The organism is Sphingomonas sp. Leaf38 (assembly GCF_001421825.1).
In the GTDB taxonomy this organism is placed as follows: domain Bacteria; phylum Pseudomonadota; class Alphaproteobacteria; order Sphingomonadales; family Sphingomonadaceae; genus Sphingomonas.
In genome coordinates this window covers 1,502,733-1,525,317 of sequence record NZ_LMLD01000011.1, presented here as the reverse complement: position 1 = coordinate 1,525,317, position 22,585 = coordinate 1,502,733, and the positions used below count along the sequence as shown (strand labels likewise).

26 protein-coding genes, 2 other RNA genes and 1 pseudogene are annotated in these 22,585 nt (G+C 66.0%); 8 read left to right on the top strand and 21 right to left on the bottom strand.

The window, feature by feature from the left end:
- Positions 1-29 precede the first annotated feature (29 nt).
- From rnpB to ASE88_RS14390, 10 genes are all read right to left on the bottom strand, one after another.
- An RNA gene (gene rnpB / locus ASE88_RS15525) (RNase P RNA component class A) lies at positions 30-413 on the bottom strand.
- A gap of 88 nt (positions 414-501) precedes the next feature.
- Positions 502-1,134: an N-acetylmuramoyl-L-alanine amidase gene (locus tag ASE88_RS14430; protein WP_082466594.1), complete on the bottom strand. Its 633-nt coding sequence runs from the start codon at positions 1,132-1,134 to the stop codon at positions 502-504.
- 53 nt (positions 1,135-1,187) lie between these two features.
- The gene (locus tag ASE88_RS14425) at positions 1,188-2,108 is read right to left on the bottom strand and encodes a DMT family transporter (protein ID WP_235527955.1); all 921 of its coding nucleotides are present in this window, start codon (positions 2,106-2,108) and stop codon (positions 1,188-1,190) included.
- Positions 2,109-2,150: 42 nt separating this feature from the next.
- Positions 2,151-3,002 (bottom strand): CheR family methyltransferase, encoded by an 852-nt coding sequence (locus ASE88_RS14420; protein WP_082466557.1) that lies wholly within the window; start codon positions 3,000-3,002, stop codon positions 2,151-2,153.
- Positions 2,999-4,123 (bottom strand): chemotaxis-specific protein-glutamate methyltransferase CheB, encoded by a 1,125-nt coding sequence (gene cheB / locus ASE88_RS14415; RefSeq protein ID WP_082466556.1) that lies wholly within the window; start codon positions 4,121-4,123, stop codon positions 2,999-3,001. Before cheB ends, ASE88_RS14420 begins: the two co-directional genes overlap by 4 nt.
- Positions 4,124-4,136: 13 nt before the next feature.
- Positions 4,137-4,502, bottom strand: coding sequence for a response regulator (locus ASE88_RS14410; RefSeq protein ID WP_055878033.1), 366 nt, complete (start codon positions 4,500-4,502; stop codon positions 4,137-4,139).
- 76 nt (positions 4,503-4,578) lie between these two features.
- Positions 4,579-5,007: a chemotaxis protein CheW gene (locus tag ASE88_RS14405; RefSeq protein ID WP_055878035.1), complete on the bottom strand. Its 429-nt coding sequence runs from the start codon at positions 5,005-5,007 to the stop codon at positions 4,579-4,581.
- Positions 5,004-7,289 (bottom strand): chemotaxis protein CheA, encoded by a 2,286-nt coding sequence (locus tag ASE88_RS14400; RefSeq protein ID WP_056478792.1) that lies wholly within the window; start codon positions 7,287-7,289, stop codon positions 5,004-5,006. The genes ASE88_RS14405 and ASE88_RS14400 overlap by 4 nt, the downstream gene beginning before the upstream one ends.
- Positions 7,290-7,408: 119 nt before the next feature.
- Positions 7,409-8,053, bottom strand: coding sequence for a histidine phosphotransferase family protein (locus tag ASE88_RS14395; protein ID WP_056478789.1), 645 nt, complete (start codon positions 8,051-8,053; stop codon positions 7,409-7,411).
- 120 nt (positions 8,054-8,173) lie between these two features.
- A complete protein-coding gene (locus tag ASE88_RS14390; RefSeq protein ID WP_055878043.1) occupies positions 8,174-8,566 on the bottom strand; it encodes a M67 family metallopeptidase in 393 nt (130 codons plus the stop codon).
- Between the two features lie 17 nt (positions 8,567-8,583).
- On the opposite strand from ASE88_RS14390, the gene ASE88_RS14385 reads away from it, so the two are divergent.
- The 5 genes and pseudogenes from ASE88_RS14385 (at position 8,584) to mtgA (ending at position 12,445) form a co-directional block, all read left to right on the top strand.
- On the top strand, positions 8,584-9,531 hold the full coding sequence (locus ASE88_RS14385) for an RluA family pseudouridine synthase (RefSeq protein WP_055878045.1): 948 nt from the start codon (positions 8,584-8,586) through the stop codon (positions 9,529-9,531).
- A gap of 57 nt (positions 9,532-9,588) precedes the next feature.
- Positions 9,589-10,491 carry an RNA polymerase sigma factor RpoH gene (gene rpoH, locus ASE88_RS14380; RefSeq protein WP_055878049.1) on the top strand — a complete coding sequence of 301 codons (903 nt, stop codon included), beginning with the start codon at positions 9,589-9,591 and terminating at the stop codon, positions 10,489-10,491.
- Between the two features lies 1 nt (position 10,492).
- Positions 10,493-10,765 (top strand): annotated as a pseudogene (locus tag ASE88_RS19905) (FAD-dependent oxidoreductase); the annotation flags it as partial.
- Between the two features lie 192 nt (positions 10,766-10,957).
- Positions 10,958-11,764: a flavin monoamine oxidase family protein gene (locus tag ASE88_RS19900; protein ID WP_414893902.1), complete on the top strand. Its 807-nt coding sequence runs from the start codon at positions 10,958-10,960 to the stop codon at positions 11,762-11,764.
- Between the two features lie 9 nt (positions 11,765-11,773).
- Entirely contained in the window at positions 11,774-12,445 is a 672-nt protein-coding gene (mtgA, locus tag ASE88_RS14370) for a monofunctional biosynthetic peptidoglycan transglycosylase (RefSeq protein WP_056478782.1), read from the top strand.
- Positions 12,446-12,502: 57 nt separating this feature from the next.
- Here the strand turns inward: mtgA and ASE88_RS14365 are convergent, their stop codons facing one another.
- The 9 genes from ASE88_RS14365 to ASE88_RS14330 form a co-directional block, all read right to left on the bottom strand.
- The gene (locus tag ASE88_RS14365; RefSeq protein ID WP_056478780.1) at positions 12,503-12,742 is read right to left on the bottom strand and encodes a hypothetical protein; all 240 of its coding nucleotides are present in this window, start codon (positions 12,740-12,742) and stop codon (positions 12,503-12,505) included.
- 78 nt (positions 12,743-12,820) lie between these two features.
- Positions 12,821-13,144 (bottom strand): YbaB/EbfC family nucleoid-associated protein, encoded by a 324-nt coding sequence (locus ASE88_RS14360; protein WP_056478777.1) that lies wholly within the window; start codon positions 13,142-13,144, stop codon positions 12,821-12,823.
- The gene (locus ASE88_RS14355; RefSeq protein ID WP_056479608.1) at positions 13,141-14,811 is read right to left on the bottom strand and encodes a DNA polymerase III subunit gamma/tau; all 1,671 of its coding nucleotides are present in this window, start codon (positions 14,809-14,811) and stop codon (positions 13,141-13,143) included. Before ASE88_RS14355 ends, ASE88_RS14360 begins: the two co-directional genes overlap by 4 nt.
- A gap of 324 nt (positions 14,812-15,135) precedes the next feature.
- Positions 15,136-15,233, bottom strand: an RNA gene (gene ffs, locus ASE88_RS18465) — signal recognition particle sRNA small type.
- Between the two features lie 78 nt (positions 15,234-15,311).
- Positions 15,312-15,551, bottom strand: a complete 240-nt coding sequence (locus ASE88_RS14350) for a hypothetical protein (RefSeq protein ID WP_055878063.1) — start codon at positions 15,549-15,551, stop codon at positions 15,312-15,314.
- 78 nt (positions 15,552-15,629) lie between these two features.
- Entirely contained in the window at positions 15,630-15,944 is a 315-nt protein-coding gene (locus ASE88_RS14345; RefSeq protein WP_200910215.1) for a hypothetical protein, read from the bottom strand.
- A gap of 110 nt (positions 15,945-16,054) precedes the next feature.
- Positions 16,055-16,360 carry a 2Fe-2S iron-sulfur cluster-binding protein gene (locus ASE88_RS14340; RefSeq protein WP_055878794.1) on the bottom strand — a complete coding sequence of 102 codons (306 nt, stop codon included), beginning with the start codon at positions 16,358-16,360 and terminating at the stop codon, positions 16,055-16,057.
- A complete protein-coding gene (locus ASE88_RS14335) occupies positions 16,357-17,442 on the bottom strand; it encodes a cysteine desulfurase family protein (protein WP_056478772.1) in 1,086 nt (361 codons plus the stop codon). The genes ASE88_RS14340 and ASE88_RS14335 overlap by 4 nt, the downstream gene beginning before the upstream one ends.
- The gene (locus tag ASE88_RS14330; RefSeq protein WP_268795222.1) at positions 17,439-18,482 is read right to left on the bottom strand and encodes a cysteine desulfurase family protein; all 1,044 of its coding nucleotides are present in this window, start codon (positions 18,480-18,482) and stop codon (positions 17,439-17,441) included. The genes ASE88_RS14335 and ASE88_RS14330 overlap by 4 nt, the downstream gene beginning before the upstream one ends.
- Before the next feature lie 81 nt (positions 18,483-18,563).
- Between ASE88_RS14330 and ASE88_RS14325 the strand changes: the two genes are divergently transcribed.
- Entirely contained in the window at positions 18,564-19,220 is a 657-nt protein-coding gene (locus tag ASE88_RS14325) for an alpha/beta hydrolase (RefSeq protein WP_055878070.1), read from the top strand.
- Between the two features lie 110 nt (positions 19,221-19,330).
- Here ASE88_RS14325 and ASE88_RS14320 read toward each other — a convergent pair whose 3' ends face one another.
- On the bottom strand, positions 19,331-19,510 hold the full coding sequence (locus tag ASE88_RS14320; RefSeq protein WP_056478769.1) for a hypothetical protein: 180 nt from the start codon (positions 19,508-19,510) through the stop codon (positions 19,331-19,333).
- A 98-nt stretch (positions 19,511-19,608) separates the two neighbouring features.
- On the opposite strand from ASE88_RS14320, the gene ASE88_RS14315 reads away from it, so the two are divergent.
- The gene (locus ASE88_RS14315) at positions 19,609-20,190 is read left to right on the top strand and encodes a hypothetical protein (RefSeq protein ID WP_056478766.1); all 582 of its coding nucleotides are present in this window, start codon (positions 19,609-19,611) and stop codon (positions 20,188-20,190) included.
- Here the strand turns inward: ASE88_RS14315 and ASE88_RS14310 are convergent, their stop codons facing one another.
- A complete protein-coding gene (locus ASE88_RS14310; RefSeq protein WP_056478763.1) occupies positions 20,191-21,153 on the bottom strand; it encodes a threonine/serine dehydratase in 963 nt (320 codons plus the stop codon).
- Between the two features lie 137 nt (positions 21,154-21,290).
- Between ASE88_RS14310 and ASE88_RS14305 the strand changes: the two genes are divergently transcribed.
- The gene (locus ASE88_RS14305; protein ID WP_056478760.1) at positions 21,291-22,526 is read left to right on the top strand and encodes a type III PLP-dependent enzyme; all 1,236 of its coding nucleotides are present in this window, start codon (positions 21,291-21,293) and stop codon (positions 22,524-22,526) included.
- Positions 22,527-22,585 lie beyond the last annotated feature (59 nt).

The window sequence follows — 22,585 nt, the reverse complement described above, 5'->3', positions numbered from 1 at the left end:
TCGCGGCAGTCTGCAATGGTTGGGGGGAGGATGCCAGAGGGTCTGTAAGCCGGGTTCTGTCCATTTCCGACCCTTCGGTCGAAAGTTAGGCGACCATTCCTCTAGGACGACGGTTGCCCGCCGCCTCAAGCAATCAACCCGGGTGACGAGCTGAAACGAAGCCCATGTGCCACCCCTATTCGATCTTGCTCCCGGTGGGGTTTGCCGTGCCGCCCCTGTTACCAGGCGCGCGGTGCGCTCTTACCGCACCCTTTCACTCTGACCGCCCCGGCTTGCGCCGAGGGTTGGCCGTCTGCTCTCTGTGGCACTTTCCCTAAGGTCACCCTCGCCGGGCGTTACCCGGCACCGTCGTTTCGCGGAGCCCGGACTTTCCTCGCGTGTCCTGAAACACCCGCGGCCGCCCGACCCTCTGGCAGGCGTGGCCCTAGCGCGCGGACGGGCGATGCACCACCGTTTTTCGCGTACGCGCTCAATCCTCCCCCTCGCCTGGCAGAGAATTGGTCAGTCGTCCCCCGTCGGCTTGGGGAGCAGCAACGCCAACAAGATGCAGCGGCATTCCGCATCGACCTCGCCGTCGACGAGCTCCGGGCGAAAGCGCCGCTGGAACGCCATCGTCGCCGCCATCCGGTTTTCGACGTCATAGCCGAAGCGGTCGAGCGCGAGGCAGAAGCCGCCCTCGGTCCAGCCGGGGTCCATCAGATTTTTGGTCGGTCGCGGCAACGCCAGCCGCCGCCGCGCCAGTTCATGCCACGGGAACAGCTCGCCTGGATCGCGTTTGCGCATCGGGGCGATGTCCGAATGGCCGACGATGTTGCCGCGCGTTATCTCGTGCCGGTCCTTGATCTCGGCGACCAGCCCGACGACCGCGGCGATCTGCTCGCCCGGGAACGGACGATAGCCGAATTCGTGACCGGGATTGACGATCTCGATGCCGATGCTCGCCGAGTTGACGTCGTCCACCCCACGCCAGTGCGACTTGCCAGCATGCCAGGCGCGTTTGCCCTCGGCGACCATCCGGAGCACGGTGCCGTCCTCCTCGACGAGGTAATGCGACGAGACCTTCGCCGCGGGATCGCGCAATCGTGCGATCGCCGACGCACCGTCCTGCATGCCGGTATAGTGCAGCACGATCATCGTAATGGGCAGCGATCGATCGTCGAAATTGGGTGACGGCGTCTCGATGAACTTCAAGCCAGCTTCCCTTCGAGCCGTTCTACACGCGCGGTGCGGATGGTGACGATCGCGACACCGAGCATCGCCAGGCCTCCACCCGCCAGCATCAATAGCGTCAACGGGTTGTGGAAGTAATAGGCCGCTGCGAACACCGAGATGATCGGCGCGGCGAGCGTCATCGGCGTGACGATGCTGACAGAATGGCGCTGAAGCAACCATGACATCGAGCCTTGCCCGATTACGGTCGAGCCGATCGCCGAGAACGCGACCCAGCCGATCGTGTGCAGCGGCAGGTCGGGAATAGCGCGCATCGCCGCGGGTTCGGTGATCCCGGCGACCGCCGCCATGACGAGGCTCCCCATCAATCCGACCCAGGCGTAAATCGTCAGCACTGGGACGCCGACGAGCCGCCGCTGGATCAACGACGTGATCGCCCATACCAAGCTGGCGAGTGCGGTCAACGCAAGCCCGGCGCCCTCCCGTGCGGCGGACGGATCGAACACCAGCAACAGTACACCGAGGATCGACAATCCGATCCCGAGCATCCGCGGCCAATGGATCCGTTCGCGAAACACGACGATCGCCAGCAAAAGCGAGAACGGTACGCCGAGCTGTCCGGCGATCGCCAGCGCGCCGATATTGGTAGACACCGCCAGCGACAGGTTGATGATCAGGTAAAACACGCCGCCCGACAGCAGCCCGAGCAAGGCGAGCGTCGCGGTGCGCCCAGGGATCACGCGCAGCCACGTTGCGCAGACCAGAAACACGATCGCTTGGCGGAGGAAGCCGGCGGTCATCGGCGCGATGTCGGTCACCGCCATTTTCACGGCGATGATGTTGAGCCCCCATAGTACGTTCATCACGATGACGACCGTGAAGTCGCGCAGCCCGAAGCGGTGCGGTTCTCGCGGAGCAGTGGCGGCAGGCATCTGCATCACTTGCCGTTACGTCGCTGCGAAGTAAACCGCGCTTGCCCGTCAGAGCGGCGCGTGCGCGGCGCTGCCAATTGACTGATACAGACCGCGGAATCGCTTGCTCGGCTCAAACGCACCGGTCTGGCCGATCACCGTCTCGCCCGCGCCCAGCACGAGCTTGCCGCCGGGATTGAGCGCCGCCGCGATCTTCGCGAACACCGGCCCCTTGGTATCAGTCGAAAGATACAGCAGAACGTTGCGGCACAGGACGATGTCGAACCGGCCGAGCGGCGGCTGATCCGATACGAGGTTCATCCGCCGGAACGCGATCAGTTTGACGAGTTCGGGCTTCGCCACCCAGTCGCTACCGGTAGTATCGAACCAGCGGATCATCCGGCGGACGGGCAATCCGCGCTGGATCTCAAACTGCGAGAAGCGCCCCGCACGGGCCCGCGCTAGCGCCGCTTCGGAGACGTCCGTAGCGACGATCTCGGGCACCGCAGCCCCGTTCGTCTCCTTGCGTTCGGCGAACAGCATCGCCAGCGACAGCGGCTCCTGCCCGGTCGAACAGCCCGCACACCAGATGCGAACCCGGCGCCGCTCGGCCTCCGCCTCGGCGACTGCCTCGACCAGCGTGTCAAACACCGGCGCGTCGCGGAAGAACGACGTTTCCTGGTTGACGAGGGCATCGACGATCCGGTCGCCGATCAGCCGGTCGCTGCCTTCGAGCAGCTGCGTCACGAGCTGATCGAGCGTTTCGAGTTTGCGATCGCGCAGCAGCGGTTTGAGCGCGGTGTCGAGCCGCCACGAGCGATAGGCGGCGATCTGCTGGCCGGTGCGCGCTTCAAGCAACGCAGTCAGCACGTTGATCGCGGTCTGCGAGGCGATCGGCGGCGATAAGGATGCGGCGGTCATGGTCGCCGTCGTGTCGCGATAAGGCGACCGATCGCGTCGGGCGGCAGGACGGCATCGGCCACCCCCGCTGCTGCCACCGCGCCCGGCATGCCCCAAACGACCGAGCTCGCCTGATCCTGCGCAACGACGCTGCCGCCAAGTTCCCGGACACGCCGAGCGCCCTCCGCACCGTCACGCCCCATGCCGCTAAGAATGATCGCGAGCATCCTTGCGCCATAGACCTCGGCGATCGAGGCGAGCATCGGATCGACCGACGGCATGCAGCCGCTCGCGGCCGGATCATGCGTGAGGCGGAACGCCGCCCCGCCATCGCCCAACGCAACGCATCTCAGATGCGCATCGCCAGGTGCAATCACGATACGCCCAGGCCTGATCCGCACGCAGTCGGTCGCGACCTCGCACGGGCGCCCGGCGAGCAACGCAACCTGTGCCGCAAAATACGGCATGAACGACGTCGGCAGATGCTGCGTGATGACGATCGGCAGGCGAAACCCGGCAGGCAGCTCGAAGAAGACGTGGCTCAATGCATGAATGCCGCCGGTCGACGCGCCGATCGCGACGATATCATAGTCGTCGCTCTGCGCGATCGCAGGCGATGGCGCGCGGGACGCAGGCCGCGGCAGCGCAGACGGCGCGCGCGCCGCATTGACCGCGACCGCCGGGGGTAACTGCTTGGGATGCTCGCACAACCGCTCCAGCTTGGCGACGAGCGCCGCGCCGAACCGCCCCGACAATGCGCCCGCGGACGGCTTGACCAGCGTCTCGGCAGCACCGAGCGCAAGGGCCTGAACGGTCGCTGCGCCGCCCTCATCAGTCGAGGACGAAACGATCAGCACCCTGGCCCCCTGCCCCGCGGCGATCAGGTCGGGCAGCGCCGTCAGCCCGTCCACTCCTGGCATCTCGATATCGAGCAGGATGAACTCGACCTTTGCGCGGGCCAGGAATTCGAGCGCAGCCTTGGCGGTGCCGACCGCCCCAACCACCGAGAACTGGTCGCTCGCATCGACTAGACGCGCGATCACCGCACGCGCGACGACCGAATCGTCGACGATCAGGACGCGCGACGCCGCGGCCGCATGATGCTCGCCGTAGCGTGTCGCAGGAGGAGACCGACTGGCCATCGTTCGCGCCGGATCAGGCCATGCCGACGATCTGGAGCTTCGATTCCAGCGTATCGCGGTCGAACGGCTTCATGACATACTCGTCGGCACCGGCTTCGATCGCGGCACGAATATACGCCATGCCGTTCTCGGTCGTGCAAAACACCACTTTCGGGCGGCGCGGCACATCAGCCTCGCGCAACGCGCGCAAAAAATCCATGCCGCTCATCACCGGCATGTTCCAATCCAGCAGGATCACGTCCGGGATCGACGCCATGCACGACGCGAGCGCCTCGCGGCCGTCGCATGCCTCGGTGACGGTGAAATCGAGCGTCTCGAGGATATGCCGCGCGACCTTGCGGATCACTTTGGAATCATCGACGACGAGACAGGTCTTCATGGAAAGCCTTCCGGAGAAAATCGTGGAGCCGGTCTATGCGCCAAAGCGTGAGTACCGGGTTAAGCGTATGAAAATGTTACGCGGCCAGCGAGTCAGCGGGAATTATCGCGGCAAGGTCGAGTATCAGTAACGGCTCGCCATGGCGCTCGACGATCCCCGTCCCCGCCGCCGCCCAGCCCCGGTGCAGCGCCAAGCCCGACGACAGCGGCAATCTCGCGAACGAGGCGACATCCTCGACCGAATCGACCAGGATCGCGTAATGATGCCCCTCGACGATCGTGATCACCGCGCGGCGTACGTCGTGTTCGGTCGGGGCGAAGCCGAGCGCGGTGCCGGTATCGATCACCGTGACCACGCGGCTGCGCAACGCCGCCAATCCGCGCACGAACGCCTCCGCGCGCGGCACGGCAATCACCTCGCCGATATCGACCACCGAATCGACCTGATCAGCAGCGATCGCGACGCCGCGTCCCGCGATATGCGCCACCAAAAACAATTCGCTCACATCGCTCTCCGTGCTGCCAGCGCCGCGATCAGCGCGGGCCGGTCATACCGATAGATGCTTGCATCATCGTCGCGCTTCGCAGTGCGGCCACGGCGCAGCGTCACCACCGGCGCGATCGTCTTAGGAACCGGTGCATCGTCCATCGCCAGTGCCACCGCCGCGGTCTCGCCCGCTTCCAGCGCGGTGACGCAGCGATAGCCCGAAGCTTCGAGGGCGGGTTTCAGGAACGTCTCCATCCAGCCCGACCCATCGACCTGCAGCAGGCACACCGGGAGCGAGGTCAGCGTCACCGGTTGCCCAGCGAACAGCGCATGCGGATCGACCAGCTCGATCTGCTCTCCCCCGATCGAAACCACGCCCGCGATCGGTCCGCCACCGCGTGCAGGTGCCATCTCGGCGGGCAAGGTGACAATCTCGATCGCTTCGGCGATCGCATAGGCCATCTCGCTTTCGCCATCGGTCAGGCGCAGCACCGCGACTTCGGCGCGCGGGCCGAGGTCCGCGACCGCGTGAAGTGGGATGATCGCATCGCCGACCGACAGCCGCATCGCGCCCCCCGACCAGCGGATCGCGTCGGTGGGCACCGGCTCGACCCGGTCGATCACTGCCAGCGCGATCGCGCGGCGTTGGCCATCGAGATCGTCAAACAGCAACGCGGGCACCCCGGGTATGGCCTCGTCGATCGCCGAGGCCGCGGCGACGACGGGCGTGAAGCGCAGCCCCGCGACTGCAGCGATACCCGACGCATCGAGCAACAGCATCGGCAGGCCGTTATCGGGCAGCGTCTTGCCCGCATAGACGCCCGTCGCCATCACCGCGGGCGAAGCGGGCTTTACGACCAGTTCCTCGGCATCGAGCACGGCATCGACGCCGAGCGCATAATCGCCCTCGCGAGTCGCCACGATCACCAGCGTCGGCGGTGCATCGGTACCCAGGCGGAACAGCTTGGCGAGCGACACCAGCGGCATCCGTCGTCCGCGCACCGTGACCGCCGCTGCATCGCCGATCGTGTCGATCCGCACCGCATCGCCGCGGACCATGACGATTTCCTCGATCGCCTGGCGGGGCAGCGCGAACCGCTGCGTGCCGATGCCGACGATGATCGTCGACAGGATCGACAGCGTCAGCGGCACATGGATGACGATCCGCAACCCACGCCCCGGATCGTTGGTAAGCACAATCCGCCCGCCGATCTGCTCGATATTGGCGCGCACCACGTCCATGCCGACGCCGCGCCCCGAGATTGCGGTCACCACGTCGCGGCTCGACAACCCGGCGGCGAAAATCAGGTCGAGCTTGGCCGCGTCGGTCATCGCGGCGAGTTCGGTAACGCTGTAGAGGCCCTTCTCCGACGCCTTGGCAACGATGCGCGCGACGTCGATGCCCTTGCCGTCGTCGGCTATCTCGATGAGGATCTTGTTACCAGACTGCCGCGCAGACACTATCAGACGACCGGTCATCGGCTTGCCCAACAGGCGCCGTTCGGTCGGTGCCTCGATGCCGTGATCGATCGAATTGCGGATGATGTGGACGAGCGGATCGCGCATCATCTCGATCATCTCGCGGTCGAGTTCGACGTCGGCGCCCTCGATGACGAGATCGACGCTCTTGCCGAGTTCAGCGCTGGTATCGCGTACCATCCGGGGCAGCGCCGAGAACAGCGCGTCGACCTTCTGCATGCGGGTGCGGGTGACGGTGTCGCGCATGTCGGCGACGGTCAGCGAAAGCCGCTCCAGCGCCGCCTCGACCTGTGGATCGACATCGCTGTCGCGCAACCGTCGGGCAAGTTCATTTCGCGCGAGCACCATCTCCGACATGCCGCTCATCATGTGATCGAGCAGCTCGACATTGAGGCGGACGCTGCGGCTGGCGGCGCGGTTCTGCAGCGCGGTCGGCGCCTGCGCGCGCGGTCGGGCGTCGGGCTGGAGTGCCTCGATCAGCAGATCCTCGTCCGAGTTGTCGATCGGCGCGCCGGAGTCGATCGCCTCGACGATCGCGCCGATCCGGTCGACGATGCCCAGCACCGCATTGACGAGCGCGGTGTTGGGCGTGCGCTTGCCGTCGCGGACCGCGGCTAGCACGTCTTCCGCGGCGTGACTGAGTCGGGCGAGCCGGGGCAGGTCGAGAAACCCGCAGCTCCCCTTGACGGTGTGGACGAAGCGGAAGATCGCATCGAGACGCCCGTCATCCGCGGGCGCGGCTTCCCAAGCGACGATCTCGCCGGAGATCGCCTCCAGCGTTTCGCGCGTCTCGGCAATGAATTCCTGTAGCAAATCGTCCATGCGAGCCCCGCGTTCGAGGCCTGTCATGCATGGCGGAGGTTAAGGGCGCGTTATCTTTGGTAAGACGCCGTCCCCGCAATCCGTCCCCGCGAGGGGGAGGCTTACAAAGCCGCCCCCCCTTACCGTGCGTCAAATACCGCACCGAAAATCATGATACCCTCTGCAGGCTCGGAGACGATCACCGCCCCACCCGCCTCGGTGACCAGCGTGTTGATCATGTATGCCGCAGCCGCCCGCGGCGTCACGGTATGCTGGCCATCCCCTTCAACCAGCGTCCGCCGAATTTCGGGATCCAGCACGATCCGCGCCCCCTCGATCTTCACAACGATCTCGAGCTGCCCCTCATTGTCCTCGCCGCCGACTTCCATCGTCCCACCGCGCACCAATGACTCGGTGGCGATCAGGACGAGGTTGAGCAGCACCTTGATCGCAGACTTGGGCATCGCCGAAGCTTCGACCGCCCAGACAAACGTGATCCGCTTGTTCTCCGCGACCAATCCCTCGATCGCGTTCCGGGCCTCGTGCGTGTCGACCAGTTCGCCGAACCCGCCCGCGGCCCCAAAGGCGAGACGGAAGAATTTTAGCTTGCTAGCGGAGGCGCGTGCGCTGTCGGCAAGCAACTGCATGACTCGCTCGCGCATCGCCGGATCGGTTTCATCGGCCAGCAGCTCGAGTCCGTTGTTGAGCGCGCCGACCGGCGACAGCAGGTCGTGACACAGGCGCGAACAGAGCAGGCTCGCGAAATCGACCGGGCTGACCGTCATGAAAATCCCCTAGTTAGAGGCGTCTTCTGACGGTCGTGATGCGGCGACGCAAGGGTGGGCATTTGCATACGCCGCTGGGGCGTCGCGGACAAAGCGCGGGATGGCAAAATCGGGTGGCAGTCACGCCTCGTAGATCGCCTCCGCGACGAAAACGCCCGGCTCAACCGAGCGCCAGGCCCGGGCGACGTTTCCGCCCAGGATCACCCAGACGGCCCCATCCCCCATCGCCTGGACGGCGTCGCGCGGCGAAGGGATCGGCAAGCCAGACGGGTGCGAGTGATAGTGGCCAATAACCGCGGCGCCACCAGCCCTTGCCCGCCGATGCGCCGCGAACAAAGCCGTCGGATCGATCTCGAACGCCCGCGCTGGATCCGTCGCGACGTTCGCGCACGGCTCCGCGGCCTCGATCCGATCTCCGGCCCCCAGTAACAGCCCACAGATCTCAGCCTCGAGCGATGCGGCCGCCTGCGCCAACATTCGCCGCAGCACTTCGCTTGAAATCGTCACACTCATCGCCACATCGCTACGACATGGACCGGGGGGTTTCCATCGTCGAAGCATCGATCACGCCGGCCACGGATGGCTGGAGGCTCGATCGCGCGCTCGCCGAACTGCTACCCGACATGTCTCGGGAGCGGTTGAAGACACTGATCGCCGCAGGGCAGGTGACGCTCAACGGCCGCGAATGGCGCGATTCGGCGAAGAAGGTTGCGACCTGCCAGACGTTCGCGATTGCGATCCCGCCGCCAACCCCGCTGCACAACGAAGCGCAGGATATCCCGCTCGTCATCGCCTATGAAGACGACGACCTGATCGTGATCGACAAGCCGGCCGGGCTCGTCGTTCATCCGGCGGCTGGCAATTTCGACGGGACGCTCGTCAACGCGCTGCTCCACCATTGCGCAGGCAATTTGTCTGGGATCGGCGGCGTCGCGCGGCCCGGTATTGTCCACCGCATCGACAAGGACACGTCGGGGCTGATGATCGCGGCAAAAACCGACCGCGCGCACGAGGGCCTAGCCAAGCAGTTCCATGATCACAGCATCGATCGCCGCTACAAGGCCATCGTCGGGGGCATTCCTCGCCCGTCAAGCGGCACCGTCAACGCGCCGCTCGCGCGCAGTCCGCAGAACCGCAAGAAGATCGCGATCGTCGAGGGCGGCAAACGCGCGGTTACGCACTTTTCGACTATAAAGAGCTTACGCGCTGCAGCGTTGATCGAATGTCGGCTCGAAACCGGTCGCACGCACCAGGTGCGAGTGCACATGGCGTCGATCGGCCATGCCTTGTTGGGCGACCCGGTCTATGGTAGAACAAAGCAAGCTCAGAAGTCGTTGCTCGATACGCTCGGGTTCCGTCGCCAGGCGTTGCACGCGGCCCATCTTGGGTTCATCCATCCGGTGAAAAGCATCGCTTTGGCGTTCGAAAGCGAAATGCCCGCAGACATGCAGGAACTGTTCACCCAGCTTGACGTATAGATAATCGACACCATGCCGCAGTGCGGCAATCGGGGTCAGCAGAAAGGGATTACGACCATGGCAGCCCGCTCCAACGTTCCAGCGACGATTCCTGCGCTCGGCAGCGAGGCGGGTCTCAATCGCTATCTCGCCGAGATCAAGAAATTTCCGCTGCTGAAACCCGAGCAGGAATATATGCTCGCCAAGCGCTTCCAAGAGCATGGCGATACCGAGGCGGCGGCGCAGCTCGTGACCTCGCACCTCCGTCTCGTGGCGAAGATCGCGATGGGCTATCGCGGTTATGGCCTGCCGACGTCGGAACTCATTTCCGAGGGCAATATCGGCTTGATGCAGGGTGTGAAGAAGTTCGAGCCCGAGCGCGGCTTCCGTTTGGCCACTTACGCCATGTGGTGGATCCGCGCGTCAATCCAGGAATATATCCTGCGCTCGTGGAGCCTGGTAAAAATGGGCACCACCGCGGCACAGAAGAAGCTGTTCTTCAACCTGCGGCGGATGAAGAGCCGGCTCGACGCGTTCGAGGATGGCGATCTGCGCCCCGAGCATGTTACCAAGATCGCGACCGATCTGGGCGTCGCGGAAACCGACGTCGTCAGCATGAACCGCCGCATGGCGATGGGCGGCGACACGTCGCTCAATGTCCCGATGCGCGAAGATGGCGACGGGCAATGGCAGGATTGGCTGCAGGACGATGCGCCGTTGCAGGACAAGATCGTGGCCGACGCGCAGGAAGCTGATGTCCGCCACTCGATGCTGGTATCGGCAATGGACGACCTCAACGAACGCGAGCAGCATATCTTGACCGAGCGGCGCCTGACCGACGATCCCAAGACGCTCGAGGAGCTGTCGCAGGTCTACAACGTCTCGCGCGAACGCGTGCGGCAGATTGAGGTTCGTGCCTTCGAGAAACTGCAAAAGGCGATGATGCGGATCGCCGGCGAGAAACGCCTGCTGGCGGCATAACGTGCCACGCACCGTCGTCATCGGCGGCGGTGCAGCCGGCATTGCCGCAGCCCGAACACTGCATGATGCGGGTCGCGAGGTAATGGTGGTCGAGGCTAGCGATCGCCTGGGCGGCAGAGCCCGAAGCCTTCTCCTGGCCGATTTGCTCGCCCATCAAGGTCTAACGCATGGCCCGCCTTCCGCCTTGTCGCGATACCATGTCGACGCCGGTTGTGGTTGGCTTCACTCAGCGCAGCGCAATCCGTGGACTGCGATCGCGGCGGCGACGGGTTTTTCCCTTGATCGCTCCGAGGCGAACTGGCGCATACAATGGCGCGACCTAGGCTTCCCGCCTGAAGAACAGGACGCTTCTTCGGAGGCATACCAGTCCTGGATCGCGCGGGCGCTGGCCGCACAAAATGGTCCGGACCGCCCTCTATCCGACTTTATCGACGCAGACGATAAATGGCGTCCCAAGATCGACGCGATGTCTGGTTACGCAAACGGCGCGAACCTCGGCCAAGTATCGTTGCACGACTGGGCGGCCTACGAAGATGCCGCGTCCGACGACAACTGGACGGTGAAGGAGGGCTACGGCACGCTCGTTACCAGCCACGCTGCGGGTGTGGCCGTCCGCCTCTCGACGCCCGTCACACGCATTGATCACACCGGCCATTGCCTCAAACTTAACACCCCCGCGGGAACGATCGAGGCGGACCACGTCATCGTCTGCGTTCCCACGACGGTCCTCGCCACCGCGCAGATCGTGTTCGACCCGCCCCTCGCTGACAAGCATGCCGCCGCCGCAGACCTGCCGCTCGGCCTCGCCGACAAGGTGTTCCTCCACGTCGATCGCCCCGAATGGCCCAGCGACGCGCATCTGATCGGCAACCCGTACAGCGCCTGCACCGCAAGCCATCGCCTGTCGCCTTTTGGCTGGCCGATCGTCGAGAGCTTCTTTGGTGGCGACTGTGCGGAGATGCTCGAGGACCGCGACGCCGCGCAGTTCGCGATCGACGAGCTCGTGGGGCTGCTCGGCACCGGCTGGCGCGACAGATTTACTCCGCTCGCCGCCACGCGCTGGCGCCACGAACCTTATATTGGCGGCAGCTACAGCCACGCGCTCGTGGGCAAGGCTGCACAACGCACCGTCCTGGCGGCGCCGGTCGATGGTCGGATCCACTTCGCCGGCGAGGCCTGCCATGCGTTTGATTTCTCGACCGCGCATGGCGCGTATGAGACGGGCATCGCGGCGGCGCGCGCGATCATTGGCGATGCCGCGCCGATCGCATAAGGAGCGGCGATGGTCTTCTTTCGCATCATCGCCAAGATCGTCTTCGGGTTCATCCTGATCACGGTCGCGTGGGTCGGCATCTATCGGTTCGTGCCGGTACCGTTCACCTGGACGATGATGGGCGACGTGCTCAACGGCCATGGCGTGACGAAGGACTGGATGCCGTTATCGGAGATGGATCCGGACATGGCGCGCGCGGCGATCGCGGGCGAGGATTCGCGCTTCTGTTCGCATCATGGCTTTGATTTCAAGGCAATCGCGGGGGCGGCGGCGCGCAATGCGCAGGGCGGGCGGATCCGCGGTGGCTCAACGATCAGCCAGCAGACCGCGAAGAACGCGTTTCTGTTTCAGGGCGGCGGCTATGTCCGCAAGGCGTTCGAGGCGTATTTTACGGTGCTGATCGAGGCGCTGTGGCCGAAGCGGCGGATCATGGAGGTATATCTCAATATCGCCGAGACCGGGATCGGGACGTACGGCGCCAATGCCGGCGCGATCCGCTATTTCAACCATGATGCGTCGAAGCTGTCGCCGACCGAGGCGGGGCGGATTGCGGCGGTACTGCCGCTGCCCAAGAAGCGTGCGGCGATCAGTCCGCATGGGTTCGTGCGCCAACATGGAAACACGCTGTCGCGGCGGGTTTCGGTGGTGAGGAATGACGGGCTGGACAGCTGCCTGCGGTGAGGCGGTCCCCGCCGCGAAACCGCCGCCCCGGTCTTGGCCGGGGCGGTGCAGCCTAGATTACTGCGTCGACTTCTCGACCGCGTCGCCAGCCTTGTCGGCAGCGCCGCCGACGCTCTTGGCCGCCGAAGTAATCGCTGCGTCCTTGTTGTTCTGCGCGCCCTGGCGGCTGAACAGATAGAAGCCGCCGATCAGCACGGCGATCAGCAGGACGACCGCGATCATCGCGCCGCCGCCGCCGCGACGTTCGATGACGGTGGTGTGGGTGGTCGGGGTCTCGACGATACGCTCTTCGGCCATGTTACTCTCCCTGATAACTGAGAGGCGCAACGCTAGCCGAAGACCGAATGTTCCCGTCCCGAAACGAACCCAAAGTCGTTAGAATGGCAGCTTAAAGCCCGGGGGCAGCTGAAGGCCGCTCGTCATCTTCGACATCTCGGTGCCCGATACCGCGTCCGCCTTCGCGCGCGCGTCGTTGAACGCCGCGGTCAGCAGGTCCTCGAGCATCTGCTTCTCGCTCACCTGGATCAGCGAATCGTCGATCGCGATGCCGATGATCCGGCCCTTGGCCGACGCCTTCACCTTGACGAGCCCGCCGCCCGACACGCCCTCGACCTCGATCGTGTCGAGATTGGCCTGCGCCTTCTCGAGCTCGCTCTGGACGTTCTGCGCCATGGCGAGGATTTCATCGATATTCTTCATGCGTTGCTCCTTTGGCCGGGCCAATTTTCCATTCTGGTATCCGGGAACGCTTCGCGCGCTGCCCGGACCAATGGCGAGTCCCAATATTTCAAACGGTTTGCCTCTTCAGCAGAGTCGGCCTGTTCCTTCAACGTCGGCTCGCCGGGCGCGTCGACGATCGACACTTTCCACGCAGTCCGCGTCACCGTCTTCAACAGCGTGTTGAGTTCGGCCAGCGTGTCCGCCGACACCGGGCGGCTGCCGCTGAGGATGAGTTCGGGCGGCGCATAGCTGACGATCCGCGCGCCGTGTCGCAGCCGCGCGGCGATCGCGAGACCGCCTTGCTCGTCGAGCAGGTCGACCAGCGCCTCGAACGTCGGCGGCAGGATCGGGCCGATCGGTTCAGGTGCCTTCGCAACGGGGGCTGGCTGGCTGGCCGGAGTCGGCAGCGACGGTGTGGCGGCGGGGGCTGCCCCGCTGGCGATCTGGCGGGCTAGTTCGCCGGGATCGGGCAAAGTCGACGCGTAGATCGCGCGCAACAGCGCCATCTCCGCCGCCTCGATCGGCAGCGCAGCCTTGGCGACCTCGTCATGCCCCTTGAGGAACAGCTGCCACAACCGGTGCAGCGCGGGGTAACCGAGCGATGCCGCCCATTCTTCACGCGCCGCGCGTTCCTCGGCCGGCTGCGCGGCGTCGGGCGGCGTGCCGACCTTGGTCAGCGTGATGCCGTGGACGGTTTCGAGCAGCGAGCGGAGCACCGACAAAGGGTCGACGCCGTAGTCATATTGGCGGCGCATCGCGGCGAGCGCCCCTGCCCCGTCGCCCGCGAGGATCAGCGTGAGCAGATCGCGCACCGCACCGCGATCGGACAGGCCGAGCATCTGGCGGACCGCCTCCGCCGTCACGCCGCCGCCTTCGAGCCCGGCATGCGCGATCGCCTGGTCGAGAATCGACAGCCCGTCGCGCGCCGAGCCTTCCGCGGCGCGCGCGATCAGCATCAGCGCCTCGGGGTCCGCGACGACGCGTTCTTCGGTCGAGACCCAGGCGAAATGTTTGGCGAGCTGTTCGGCGGAGATGCGGCGAAGGTCGAACCGCTGGCAGCGCGACAGGACCGTCACCGGCACCTTGTTCACTTCCGTGGTCGCGAACAGGAACTTCACATGCGGCGGCGGCTCCTCGAGCGTCTTGAGCAACGCGTTGAACGCGTTCTTCGACAGCATGTGGACTTCGTCGATGATGTAGATCTTGAACCGCGCGGTGACCGCCGAATAGCGCGACGCGTCGATGATCTCGCGGACGTCGTCGACGCCGGTGTGGCTGGCGGCATCCATCTCGATCACGTCGATATGGCGGCCCTCGGCGATCGCGCGGCAGGGTTCGCAGACGCCGCACGGGTCGATCGTCGGGCCGCCCTGCCCGTCGGGACCGATGCAGTTGAGCGCCTTGGCGATCAGCCGCGCGGTCGACGTCTTGCCGACCCCGCGGACGCCGGTCATCAGGAAGGCGTGCGCGAGCCGGTCGCGCTTGATCGCGTTGCCCAGCGTCTGCACCATCGCATCCTGCCCGATGAGTTCGGAAAAGGTCTGCGGACGGTATTTGCGCGCGAGCACGCGGTAGGCGACATCCCCGGCTTGGGCTGGCGTCTTGGCCGGCTGCGGGGGTTCGCCCAGGTCGAAGGAATCTGACATTGCCGGCGTCATAGCGGGTGTGACGCGCGCTGTCGAAGGGGAGTGAAGTTCACAAAGTTCACACGCTGCGAAGCGTCTGTACTTGCGTTGCCGGGGCAGCGTGCCGGGCCGGCTTTGGGATGGGTGTGGGGCATGGACCGGGTTTGCCACAGTGTGACGCTGTAGGACAATGATTCGGAACGTTTCGGGAACGCTCTAGGCCATCACACACCGGGCCGGTGTCTGTGGGTGGACGAAGAAGTTTAGGAAGGGCGCTGCGGCTTAGCCGCATCGTCAGTCGGCGCTTTGCGCCGCTGGCCGCGCTCATGTTTGCCTGCAAACATTCGCGGTGGGAGCCGGGACGACCCGTGGCGAAATCGTTGTGGCTGCTTCCTTCCGGATCTGACCAAGTTGGCGACGACCACGTCCGCCCGACTCCCGCGGCGCATATGGCGGGGTCGGGCGGGATGATCAAGCCTTAGCTTGCTGCTTCGCCATCAGCGGCCAGATCAATGCCGCGATCAGCGGTTGATGCGCACCGTGCGGCAGACGCGCTGGCGATGATGGTTGCGGTACACGTTGCGGCATACCTGGCGCGTGCGGACGACATGGCGACGATAGCCGGGGCGGCGATCCGTGTGGCGGACGACCGTACGCTCATGGACGACGGTGCGCTGTGCGGAGGCCTCTGCAGCGATCCCGACGGGCGCGAGACCGGTAAGCGCGACGAGACCTGCAGCGGCGATGGTAAAGAACTTCATGGGGGTCTCCTACGTGACGCGAGCCCTGACGGACTGGCAACCTATGTTAAACAAAGCGGGTGTCGTTACGGTTCCGTATCAGCGCCGGAAGCAGCGACGGACCGGGCCGTAATAGCCACGCTCGATCCGGCAGACGACGCGCGAGCGGCCATAGCCACGCGGGCCGCGATACCCGTAACCACCGCCACGATAGCCGCCGCGATAACCGCCATATCCGTGACGCGGGCCGTCCCAGCCTCGGCGGCCATGCCAACCCCGGTCGCCGCGAGGCCCACGCCAGTCGTGGTGGCCGCGTGGACCGTCCCAGCCATGGCGCTGTGCATCGGCGGGGGCGGAAGCAAACAGCGTTCCCGCGGCCAAGGCGCCAGCGGCGAACATTGCGATGATCTTCATGTCCGGTACTCCTCTCAAGACCTCGTACATTGAGGCGATGAGAGGATAATCCGCTTAAGCGCGTGGACGTTCCCTGAACCGTCCGTTGTCTTCCTGTAAGCTTTGCTGACCTAACCTGGAATTCGAACCGTCAGTCCGTCGAGCGTGTCGGTGAGGCGGATCTGGCAGGCGAGCCGGCTCGTCCGCGTGGCGTTCTGCGCGAGATCGAGCATGTCCTCCTCATCCTCGGTCGCCGGCGGGAGGCGCGCGAAGTCGGCGGGATCGACGACGACATGGCAGGTCGCGCAGGACAGCTGGCCTTCGCAGGTGCCCTCGAGCGGCTGGCCATGCGCCTGCGCGGCATCAAGCAGCCGATCGCCCGGGCTGGCGGCAGCCATCGTGGCAGTGCCATCGCGGGCGATGAAGCGGACGATCATGGCCATTGTCCCTCGGCAGCGGCAATGATCGCCTCGATCGCACCGCACAGTTCGGTTTCGGTGGTGTAGCGGCCGAAGCCGAGACGAATGCTGGCGCGCGCCTGCGCCTCGGCGAGGCCGATCGCGCGGAGGACGTGGCTGGACCGGCCCGAACCGCTCGCACAGGCTGACCCTGCGGAGAAGGCGATGTCGCGCAGGTCCGACATCAGCCGGTTCACGTCGAGGCCGTCGCGGCGGACGTTCAGGTTGCCGTTATAGCGGTGTTCGATCGAGCCGTTGACGATCCAGTCGGGGCCGAGACGGTCGAGCGCGAGCGACTTGAGGCGGTCGACATGCGCGGCGTCCTCGGTGCTCCGTGCAGCCATCAGCTTTGCCGCGACACCGAAGCCTGCGCACAGCGCCGGCGAGAGCGTGCCCGATCGACCGGGTGCTTCCTGCCCGCCGCCATGCAACAGCGGGGCGAGGTCGACGCCGTCGCGGATCCATAGCGCGCCTATGCCCTTGGGACCGTGGATCTTGTGCGCAGAGATCGCGATCAGGTCGACGGTGTCGGGGATCGGCACGCGGCCATAACCCTGAACCGCGTCGCAGAGCATCAACGCGCCGGCTGAATGCGCAAGATCGACGAGCGCCGCGATCGGCTGGATCACACCGATCTCGTTGTTGACGAGCATCGCGGCGACGAGGCCGATGCCGGGGAGAATTGCGGCGCGGGCCACGTCGAGATCGACCACGCCGTCGGGGCCGAGCGGGAGGACCGTGACCTGGCGCCCCCTCGCCGCCTCGGCTGCAACCGTATCGAGGACGGCAGCGTGTTCGGTCGCCAGCGTGACGAGAGAGCCGGTCGTGCCCTTGATCGCCCAGTTGAGCGCCTCGGTCGCGCCGCTGGTGAAGGCGATTCGGCCACCGGGGGGCAGCAACGCGGCCACCTGATCGCGCGCGACCTCGACCGCGGCTTTCGCGCGGCGGCCTTCGCGGTGCGGGGAATGTGGGTTGGCGTGCTGCGATTCGAGCCACGGCAGCATCGCGGCGAGCGCTTCGGACGCGAGCGGGGTGGTCGCCTGGTAATCGAGATAGGTCATGCGGCTCGCTTTACGTCGCGTGCGATCCGGGTCCATGCCTCGGCGAACCGCGCCACGTCGTCCGGGGTGGTCGTCCAGCCGAAGCTGACGCGGACGACCTCGGCGGCGACGTCGGGGGTATAGCCCATCGCGGCGAGCACGTGGCTGGGGCGCATGCTGCCCGACGAACAGGCGCTACCCGCGGAGACCGCGAAGCCGGCCATGTCGAGGCGGATCAGCTGCGCCGCGGAGCTTATGCCAGGCATGCGATAGGAGGCGATCGTCGAGATTCGGGGCGCGTGGTGCGCGACGATCTCGCCGCCGCCCGCGAGGATGGCGGTATCGAGCGTGGCGCGGAGGTCTGCCATGGCGGCGAACCAGTCGCGGGGTGCCTCCAGCGCGGCGGCGAAACCGAGCGCGGCCGGAAGATTTTCCGTCCCACCGCGATAGCCGCGCTCCTGTCCGCCGGTCGGGTCGAGGAGGCCCAGATCACGGACCAGCAATGCACCGATGCCGGGCGGCCCACCCAGCTTGTGCGCCGAGACGATCACGAGGTCCGCGTTGGGGAGCGCAAGCTTGCCGGCGGTCTGCGCGCAATCGGCGATCCATACGTCGGTCGCCGTGCGCTCCGGCATACCAGGGAGGACGCCGGTTTCGCTGTTCGCGGATTGGACCGCAATGACGGCGGGGAGGTTTGCCGTGCCGATGCGCCCATCGTAGTCGACCGGCAGCATAACCGGACTTTCGGCAGCGCGCAGGATCGCGTCGTGCTCCACAGACGCAACGCCGACTCCCGGCCTACCGCGTAGTGCCAGCGCCGCGGACTCGCTCGCGCCGCTGGTCAGGATCACGTGGTGCGGCCAGTCCAGCGCCTTGGCGATACGGTTCCGCGCGTCCTCCAGCGCGGCGCGGGCCGCGCGCCCCTCGGCATGCGGCGAAGACGGGTTCGCCCAGCGCGTCATGCCCTCCATCACCGCCGCGACGGCCTCCGGACGCATCGGCGTCGTGGCGGCGTGATCGAGATAGATGCGGGACGTGTTGCGGGACAGGATCGGTTCCAATTGCGAGAATGGGTGTTTGGCCTATATAGCGCGCATAGTCCCGCACTCCACCCGAGTGCGTATCCCAGCTCGCGAGTGTCCATGCCCGAAGTCATTTTCCCCGGTCCCGAAGGCCGTCTCGAAGGTCGTTTTGCGCCGGGTCCGCGCCCGCGCGCGCCCGTTGCGATGATCCTGCACCCGCATCCGTCCGCAGGCGGCACGATGAACAACGCGATCGTGCAGCAGCTGTACAAGACGTTCCAGCGCCGCGGCTTCGCGACGCTCCGGTTCAATTTCCGTGGCGTCGGCAAGAGCCAGGGCGTGTTCGACAACGGCGTCGGCGAGCTGTCCGACGCGGCGAGCGCGCTCGACTGGGTGCAGAGCTTCCATCCCGAGGCGCAGACGACCTGGATCGCGGGCGTCAGCTTCGGCGCCTGGATCGGCATGCAGCTGCTGATGCGTCGCCCCGAGATCCGCGGGTTCATCTCGATCGCGCCGCCGGCGAACCTGTACGACTTCACCTTCCTGGCGCCGTGCCCGTCGAGCGGGATCATCATCCAGGGCGAGGCCGACGAGGTCGCGACGCCGGGGGCCACGCAGAAGCTGGTCGACAAGCTGCGCACGCAGAAGCACATCACGATCCATCACGACACGATCCCGAAGGCGAACCACTTCTTCGAGCACGAGATGCCCGAGCTGATGGGGAGCGTGGACAAGTATCTGGATATGCGGCTGGACCCGAACTCGCCGATCCGGTGACTCTGTCCTTCTCCCCTCGGGGAGAAGGTGCCGCGGCAGCGCCGGATGAGGGGGCGTTGTGGGATACCTCAGGCCTCCCCAACGCCCCCCACCCTCCCAAGGGGCGAGGGTTAGAGAGTCCAGATCGCGACGTTGGCCAGCAGCACTGCGGCCATCACCAGCATCAGCACCCCCTTTTTCGTGTCACGCCTCTTCACGATGAGCATCAGTCCGCCGATCAGGCAGGCGAACATGCCGAGCATGGCGATGGCGGGCGCGGCGGCGGCGATGCTGGTGAGGGCGGCGTTCATGCCGTTCGATACGCCAGTGCGGCCCCGGATTGAAGCGCGTTGACTTAGTGCCACGCGCGACAATAGCTTGGCGCCGTACTGGAACAGACGGAGGCTTGATGCTGGCCATTCTTACCCTGATCGCCGCGCAGGCTCCCCCCCAGAACGAGTGTCGCCATGACACGTCCGCGATGATGGCGCTCGACGAACGCGGCTTTGATCAGACGATGTCAGGCGGGTGGCGGACGCTCGCCGATGCCGGGTGCGATGCGCAGGCGGCCGACCTGATCGCGGACTGGCGGTCGAACCATCCCGCCAACCCGCGCACCGCCGGGCTCTTGCAGTGGCACGAAGGGCAGTTGCGCGCGAACGCCGGGCAGACGGCGCGGGCGATCATGTTGTTCGAGGCTGCGCGCAAGCCGGCGGAAGAGGATGCGGGGTTTGGCTGGAACCTCTACGTCGATGGCAGCGTCGCGTTCCTGCGTCGCGACCTTGTCGGGCTCGACACCGCGCGGGCCAAGCTTGCCGCGCTGCCACGCCCGGCGGGGTATGCGCCGATCGGGGCAGACGGGAAGCCGCGTGCCTATGCCTGGCCTATGAACCTCAACATCCTCGACGGCTTCGTCGCATGCTGGAACCGGCCGTACAAGCACGCCTATGCCTGCGCGAAACCCGCGACCAAGACGCTGCCGCCCGCCTAGTCAGCCCGCCATCGCCTTTGCATAGTCGGCAAGATCGACGTTGCCGCCCGACAGGATCACCAGCAGCCCCGGTTCGAGCGTCACCTTGCCCGCGAGCACGGCAGCCAACCCGACCGCGCCGCCGGGTTCGATCACCAGCCGCAACTTTTCCGCCGCCCAGCGCTGCGCCGCGGCGATCTCTGATTCGCTGACCGCGACGCCGGTCGCATCGCGGCGGGAGAGGACGTCGAAGGTCAGCGGCGAGACGCGCAACGTCTGGAGCGAATCGCACGCGGTCGGCGGCGGGTTGGGACCGACGGGCTCGATCCACGACGCCTCGAGCGACCGCCGCATGTCGTCCCAGCCCTCGGGTTCGACGACGGTGATCGCGCTTTCCTTCAACGCCAGCGCGATACCCGCCGACAGACCGCCGCCGCCGCACGGAACGATCACGCGAGTCGGTGCGCCCAGTCCGAATGCCGCCATCTGCGCGGCCGCTTCGATCCCGGTGCTCCCCTGCCCCTCGATGATCCACGGGTCGTCGAAGCTTGGTACCAACGTCGCCCCCCGCGCTTCCGCGAGCTGCGCGGCGATCGCCTCGCGGCTTTCGGTCGCGCGGTCGTAGGTCACGACCTCCGCGCCGAGCGCCAGGGTCGACTCGCGCTTCAGGCGCGGCGCGTCCGAGGGCATCACGATCGTCGCCGCGATCCCCAGCCGCTTCGCCGCCCAGGCGACGCCTTGCGCGTGATTGCCCGAGGAAAACGCAACGACGCCTTTTTTCCGCGTCCCCTCGTCGAGCGCGGTCAGCCGATGCCAGGCGCCGCGAATCTTGAACGCGCCGATTGGTTGCAACGATTCAGCCTTGAAAGCGACCGGTACACCCTTGATTTCGCAGACGAATAGCGGCGTCGGCGGGAGGATCCGCGCGATCTTCTCCGCCGCGTCGCGGACCCCCGCCCGTGTCGGCTGTCGCAAAATCGTCACACACTGGCTCCTCTGCAGCCAACCCTATTTACATGGGGGGCAAGCGACCCTAAATCGCCCTTCCGCTGCCCCATGGGACTTCCAACCGCAAGGCAGTGTTTTCGTAATTTGTCTCAGGACATTGGAGGTCCCTTGAATTGCACAAGCATCATAACGCGCTGGGGCTAGCGAAAGCCCATTCGACCGCCGTCTCCGCCAATCAGGGGCGCGGCATCGACATCGCTAAGGGGCGCCCGGTTGATCCGGTCACGCTCGTTCGACCGCACGCCGCTGCGCGCGCCGCCCGATTCTTCGCAGAGAAGTTTCCGGGCCGCTCGATGTACGCGGTGAAGGCGAACCCGAGCCCCGAACTCCTGCTGATCCTGTGGGACAATGGCATCACGCATTATGACGTGGCGTCGATCGCGGAGGTGCGCCTGGTCGCCCGTACGCTGCCCCAGGCGACCCTGTGCTTCATGCACCCGGTTAAGGCCGAGGAAGCTATCCGCGAGGCGTATTTCACGCATGGCGTACGGACCTTCAGCCTCGACAGCCTGGAAGAGCTGGACAAGGTCGTTCGTGCCACCAACGAAGCCGCCGACCTGACGCTGTGCGTCCGGCTGCGCGTGTCGTCGGAGCATTCGAAGCTGTCGCTCGCATCGAAGTTCGGTGTCGCCCCCGGCGAATCGAAGGAGCTGCTGTTCGCGGCCCGCCAGGCGGCGGACGCGCTGGGCATCTGCTTCCATGTCGGATCGCAGGCGATGACTCCGGAAGCCTATTCGAACGCGATGGAGCGCGTGCGTGCGGCGATCGTCGAGGCGGCGGTCACGGTCGACGTGATCGACGTCGGCGGCGGCTTCCCGTCGTCCTATCCGGGCATGGAGCCCCCGCCGCTCGAGCATTTCTTCGAGACGATCCACCGTGCGTTCGAATCGCTGCCCGTCAGCTATTCGTCCGAGCTGTGGTGCGAGCCGGGCCGGGCGCTGTGCGCGGAATATTCGTCGATCATCGTGCGCGTCGAAAAGCGCCGCGGGACCGAGCTGTACATCAACGACGGCGCGTATGGCGCGCTGTTCGATGCGGCGCATATCGGCTGGCGCTTCCCGGTCGAGCTGCTCCGCGAGCCGGACAGCCGTGCGAAGGACATGGAGTTCAGCTTCTACGGGCCGACGTGCGACGACATGGATTACATGGTCGGCCCGTTCCTGCTGCCCGCCGACATTCAGGCTGGCGACTATATCGAGATCGGCATGCTCGGCGCCTATGGCTCGGCGATGCGGACCGCGTTCAACGGGTTCGGATCGGACGAGACGGTGATCGTCACCGACGAGCCGATGGTTTCGCTGTACGTCGAGACGTTCCAAGAGGTCGCCTCGAACGTCGTCAAGCTGTAACCAGACTTCAGTATCGCGCCCTTCTTCCTCCCCTCCCGCTTGCGGGAGGGGTCGGGGGA

What these genes read in the sequence shown, in the direction of transcription:
- ASE88_RS14430 (WP_082466594.1), bottom strand. Translation starts at nt 1,134, where the DNA reads ATGATCGTGCTGCACTATACCGGCATGCAGGACGGTGCGTCGGCGATC.
- ASE88_RS14390 (WP_055878043.1), bottom strand. Translation starts at nt 8,566, where the DNA reads ATGAGTGTGACGATTTCAAGCGAAGTGCTGCGGCGAATGTTGGCGCAG.
- ASE88_RS14325 (WP_055878070.1), top strand. Translation starts at nt 18,564, where the DNA reads ATGCCCGAAGTCATTTTCCCCGGTCCCGAAGGCCGTCTCGAAGGTCGT.
- mtgA (WP_056478782.1), top strand. Translation starts at nt 11,774, where the DNA reads ATGGTCTTCTTTCGCATCATCGCCAAGATCGTCTTCGGGTTCATCCTG.
- ASE88_RS14410 (WP_055878033.1), bottom strand. Translation starts at nt 4,502, where the DNA reads ATGAAGACCTGTCTCGTCGTCGATGATTCCAAAGTGATCCGCAAGGTC.
- ASE88_RS19900 (WP_414893902.1), top strand. Translation starts at nt 10,958, where the DNA reads ATGTCTGGTTACGCAAACGGCGCGAACCTCGGCCAAGTATCGTTGCAC.
- ASE88_RS14350 (WP_055878063.1), bottom strand. Translation starts at nt 15,551, where the DNA reads ATGAAGTTCTTTACCATCGCCGCTGCAGGTCTCGTCGCGCTTACCGGT.
- ASE88_RS14425 (WP_235527955.1), bottom strand. Translation starts at nt 2,108, where the DNA reads ATGCAGATGCCTGCCGCCACTGCTCCGCGAGAACCGCACCGCTTCGGG.
- ASE88_RS14395 (WP_056478789.1), bottom strand. Translation starts at nt 8,053, where the DNA reads ATGACGGTCAGCCCGGTCGATTTCGCGAGCCTGCTCTGTTCGCGCCTG.
- ASE88_RS14340 (WP_055878794.1), bottom strand. Translation starts at nt 16,360, where the DNA reads ATGATCGTCCGCTTCATCGCCCGCGATGGCACTGCCACGATGGCTGCC.
- rpoH (WP_055878049.1), top strand. Translation starts at nt 9,589, where the DNA reads ATGGCAGCCCGCTCCAACGTTCCAGCGACGATTCCTGCGCTCGGCAGC.
- ASE88_RS14355 (WP_056479608.1), bottom strand. Translation starts at nt 14,811, where the DNA reads ATGTCAGATTCCTTCGACCTGGGCGAACCCCCGCAGCCGGCCAAGACG.
- ASE88_RS14420 (WP_082466557.1), bottom strand. Translation starts at nt 3,002, where the DNA reads ATGACCGCCGCATCCTTATCGCCGCCGATCGCCTCGCAGACCGCGATC.
- ASE88_RS14365 (WP_056478780.1), bottom strand. Translation starts at nt 12,742, where the DNA reads ATGGCCGAAGAGCGTATCGTCGAGACCCCGACCACCCACACCACCGTC.
- ASE88_RS14400 (WP_056478792.1), bottom strand. Translation starts at nt 7,289, where the DNA reads ATGGACGATTTGCTACAGGAATTCATTGCCGAGACGCGCGAAACGCTG.
- ASE88_RS14360 (WP_056478777.1), bottom strand. Translation starts at nt 13,144, where the DNA reads ATGAAGAATATCGATGAAATCCTCGCCATGGCGCAGAACGTCCAGAGC.
- ASE88_RS14345 (WP_200910215.1), bottom strand. Translation starts at nt 15,944, where the DNA reads ATGAAGATCATCGCAATGTTCGCCGCTGGCGCCTTGGCCGCGGGAACG.
- cheB (WP_082466556.1), bottom strand. Translation starts at nt 4,123, where the DNA reads ATGGCCAGTCGGTCTCCTCCTGCGACACGCTACGGCGAGCATCATGCG.
- ASE88_RS14320 (WP_056478769.1), bottom strand. Translation starts at nt 19,510, where the DNA reads ATGAACGCCGCCCTCACCAGCATCGCCGCCGCCGCGCCCGCCATCGCC.
- ASE88_RS14385 (WP_055878045.1), top strand. Translation starts at nt 8,584, where the DNA reads ATGGACCGGGGGGTTTCCATCGTCGAAGCATCGATCACGCCGGCCACG.
- ASE88_RS14315 (WP_056478766.1), top strand. Translation starts at nt 19,609, where the DNA reads ATGCTGGCCATTCTTACCCTGATCGCCGCGCAGGCTCCCCCCCAGAAC.
- ASE88_RS14335 (WP_056478772.1), bottom strand. Translation starts at nt 17,442, where the DNA reads ATGACCTATCTCGATTACCAGGCGACCACCCCGCTCGCGTCCGAAGCG.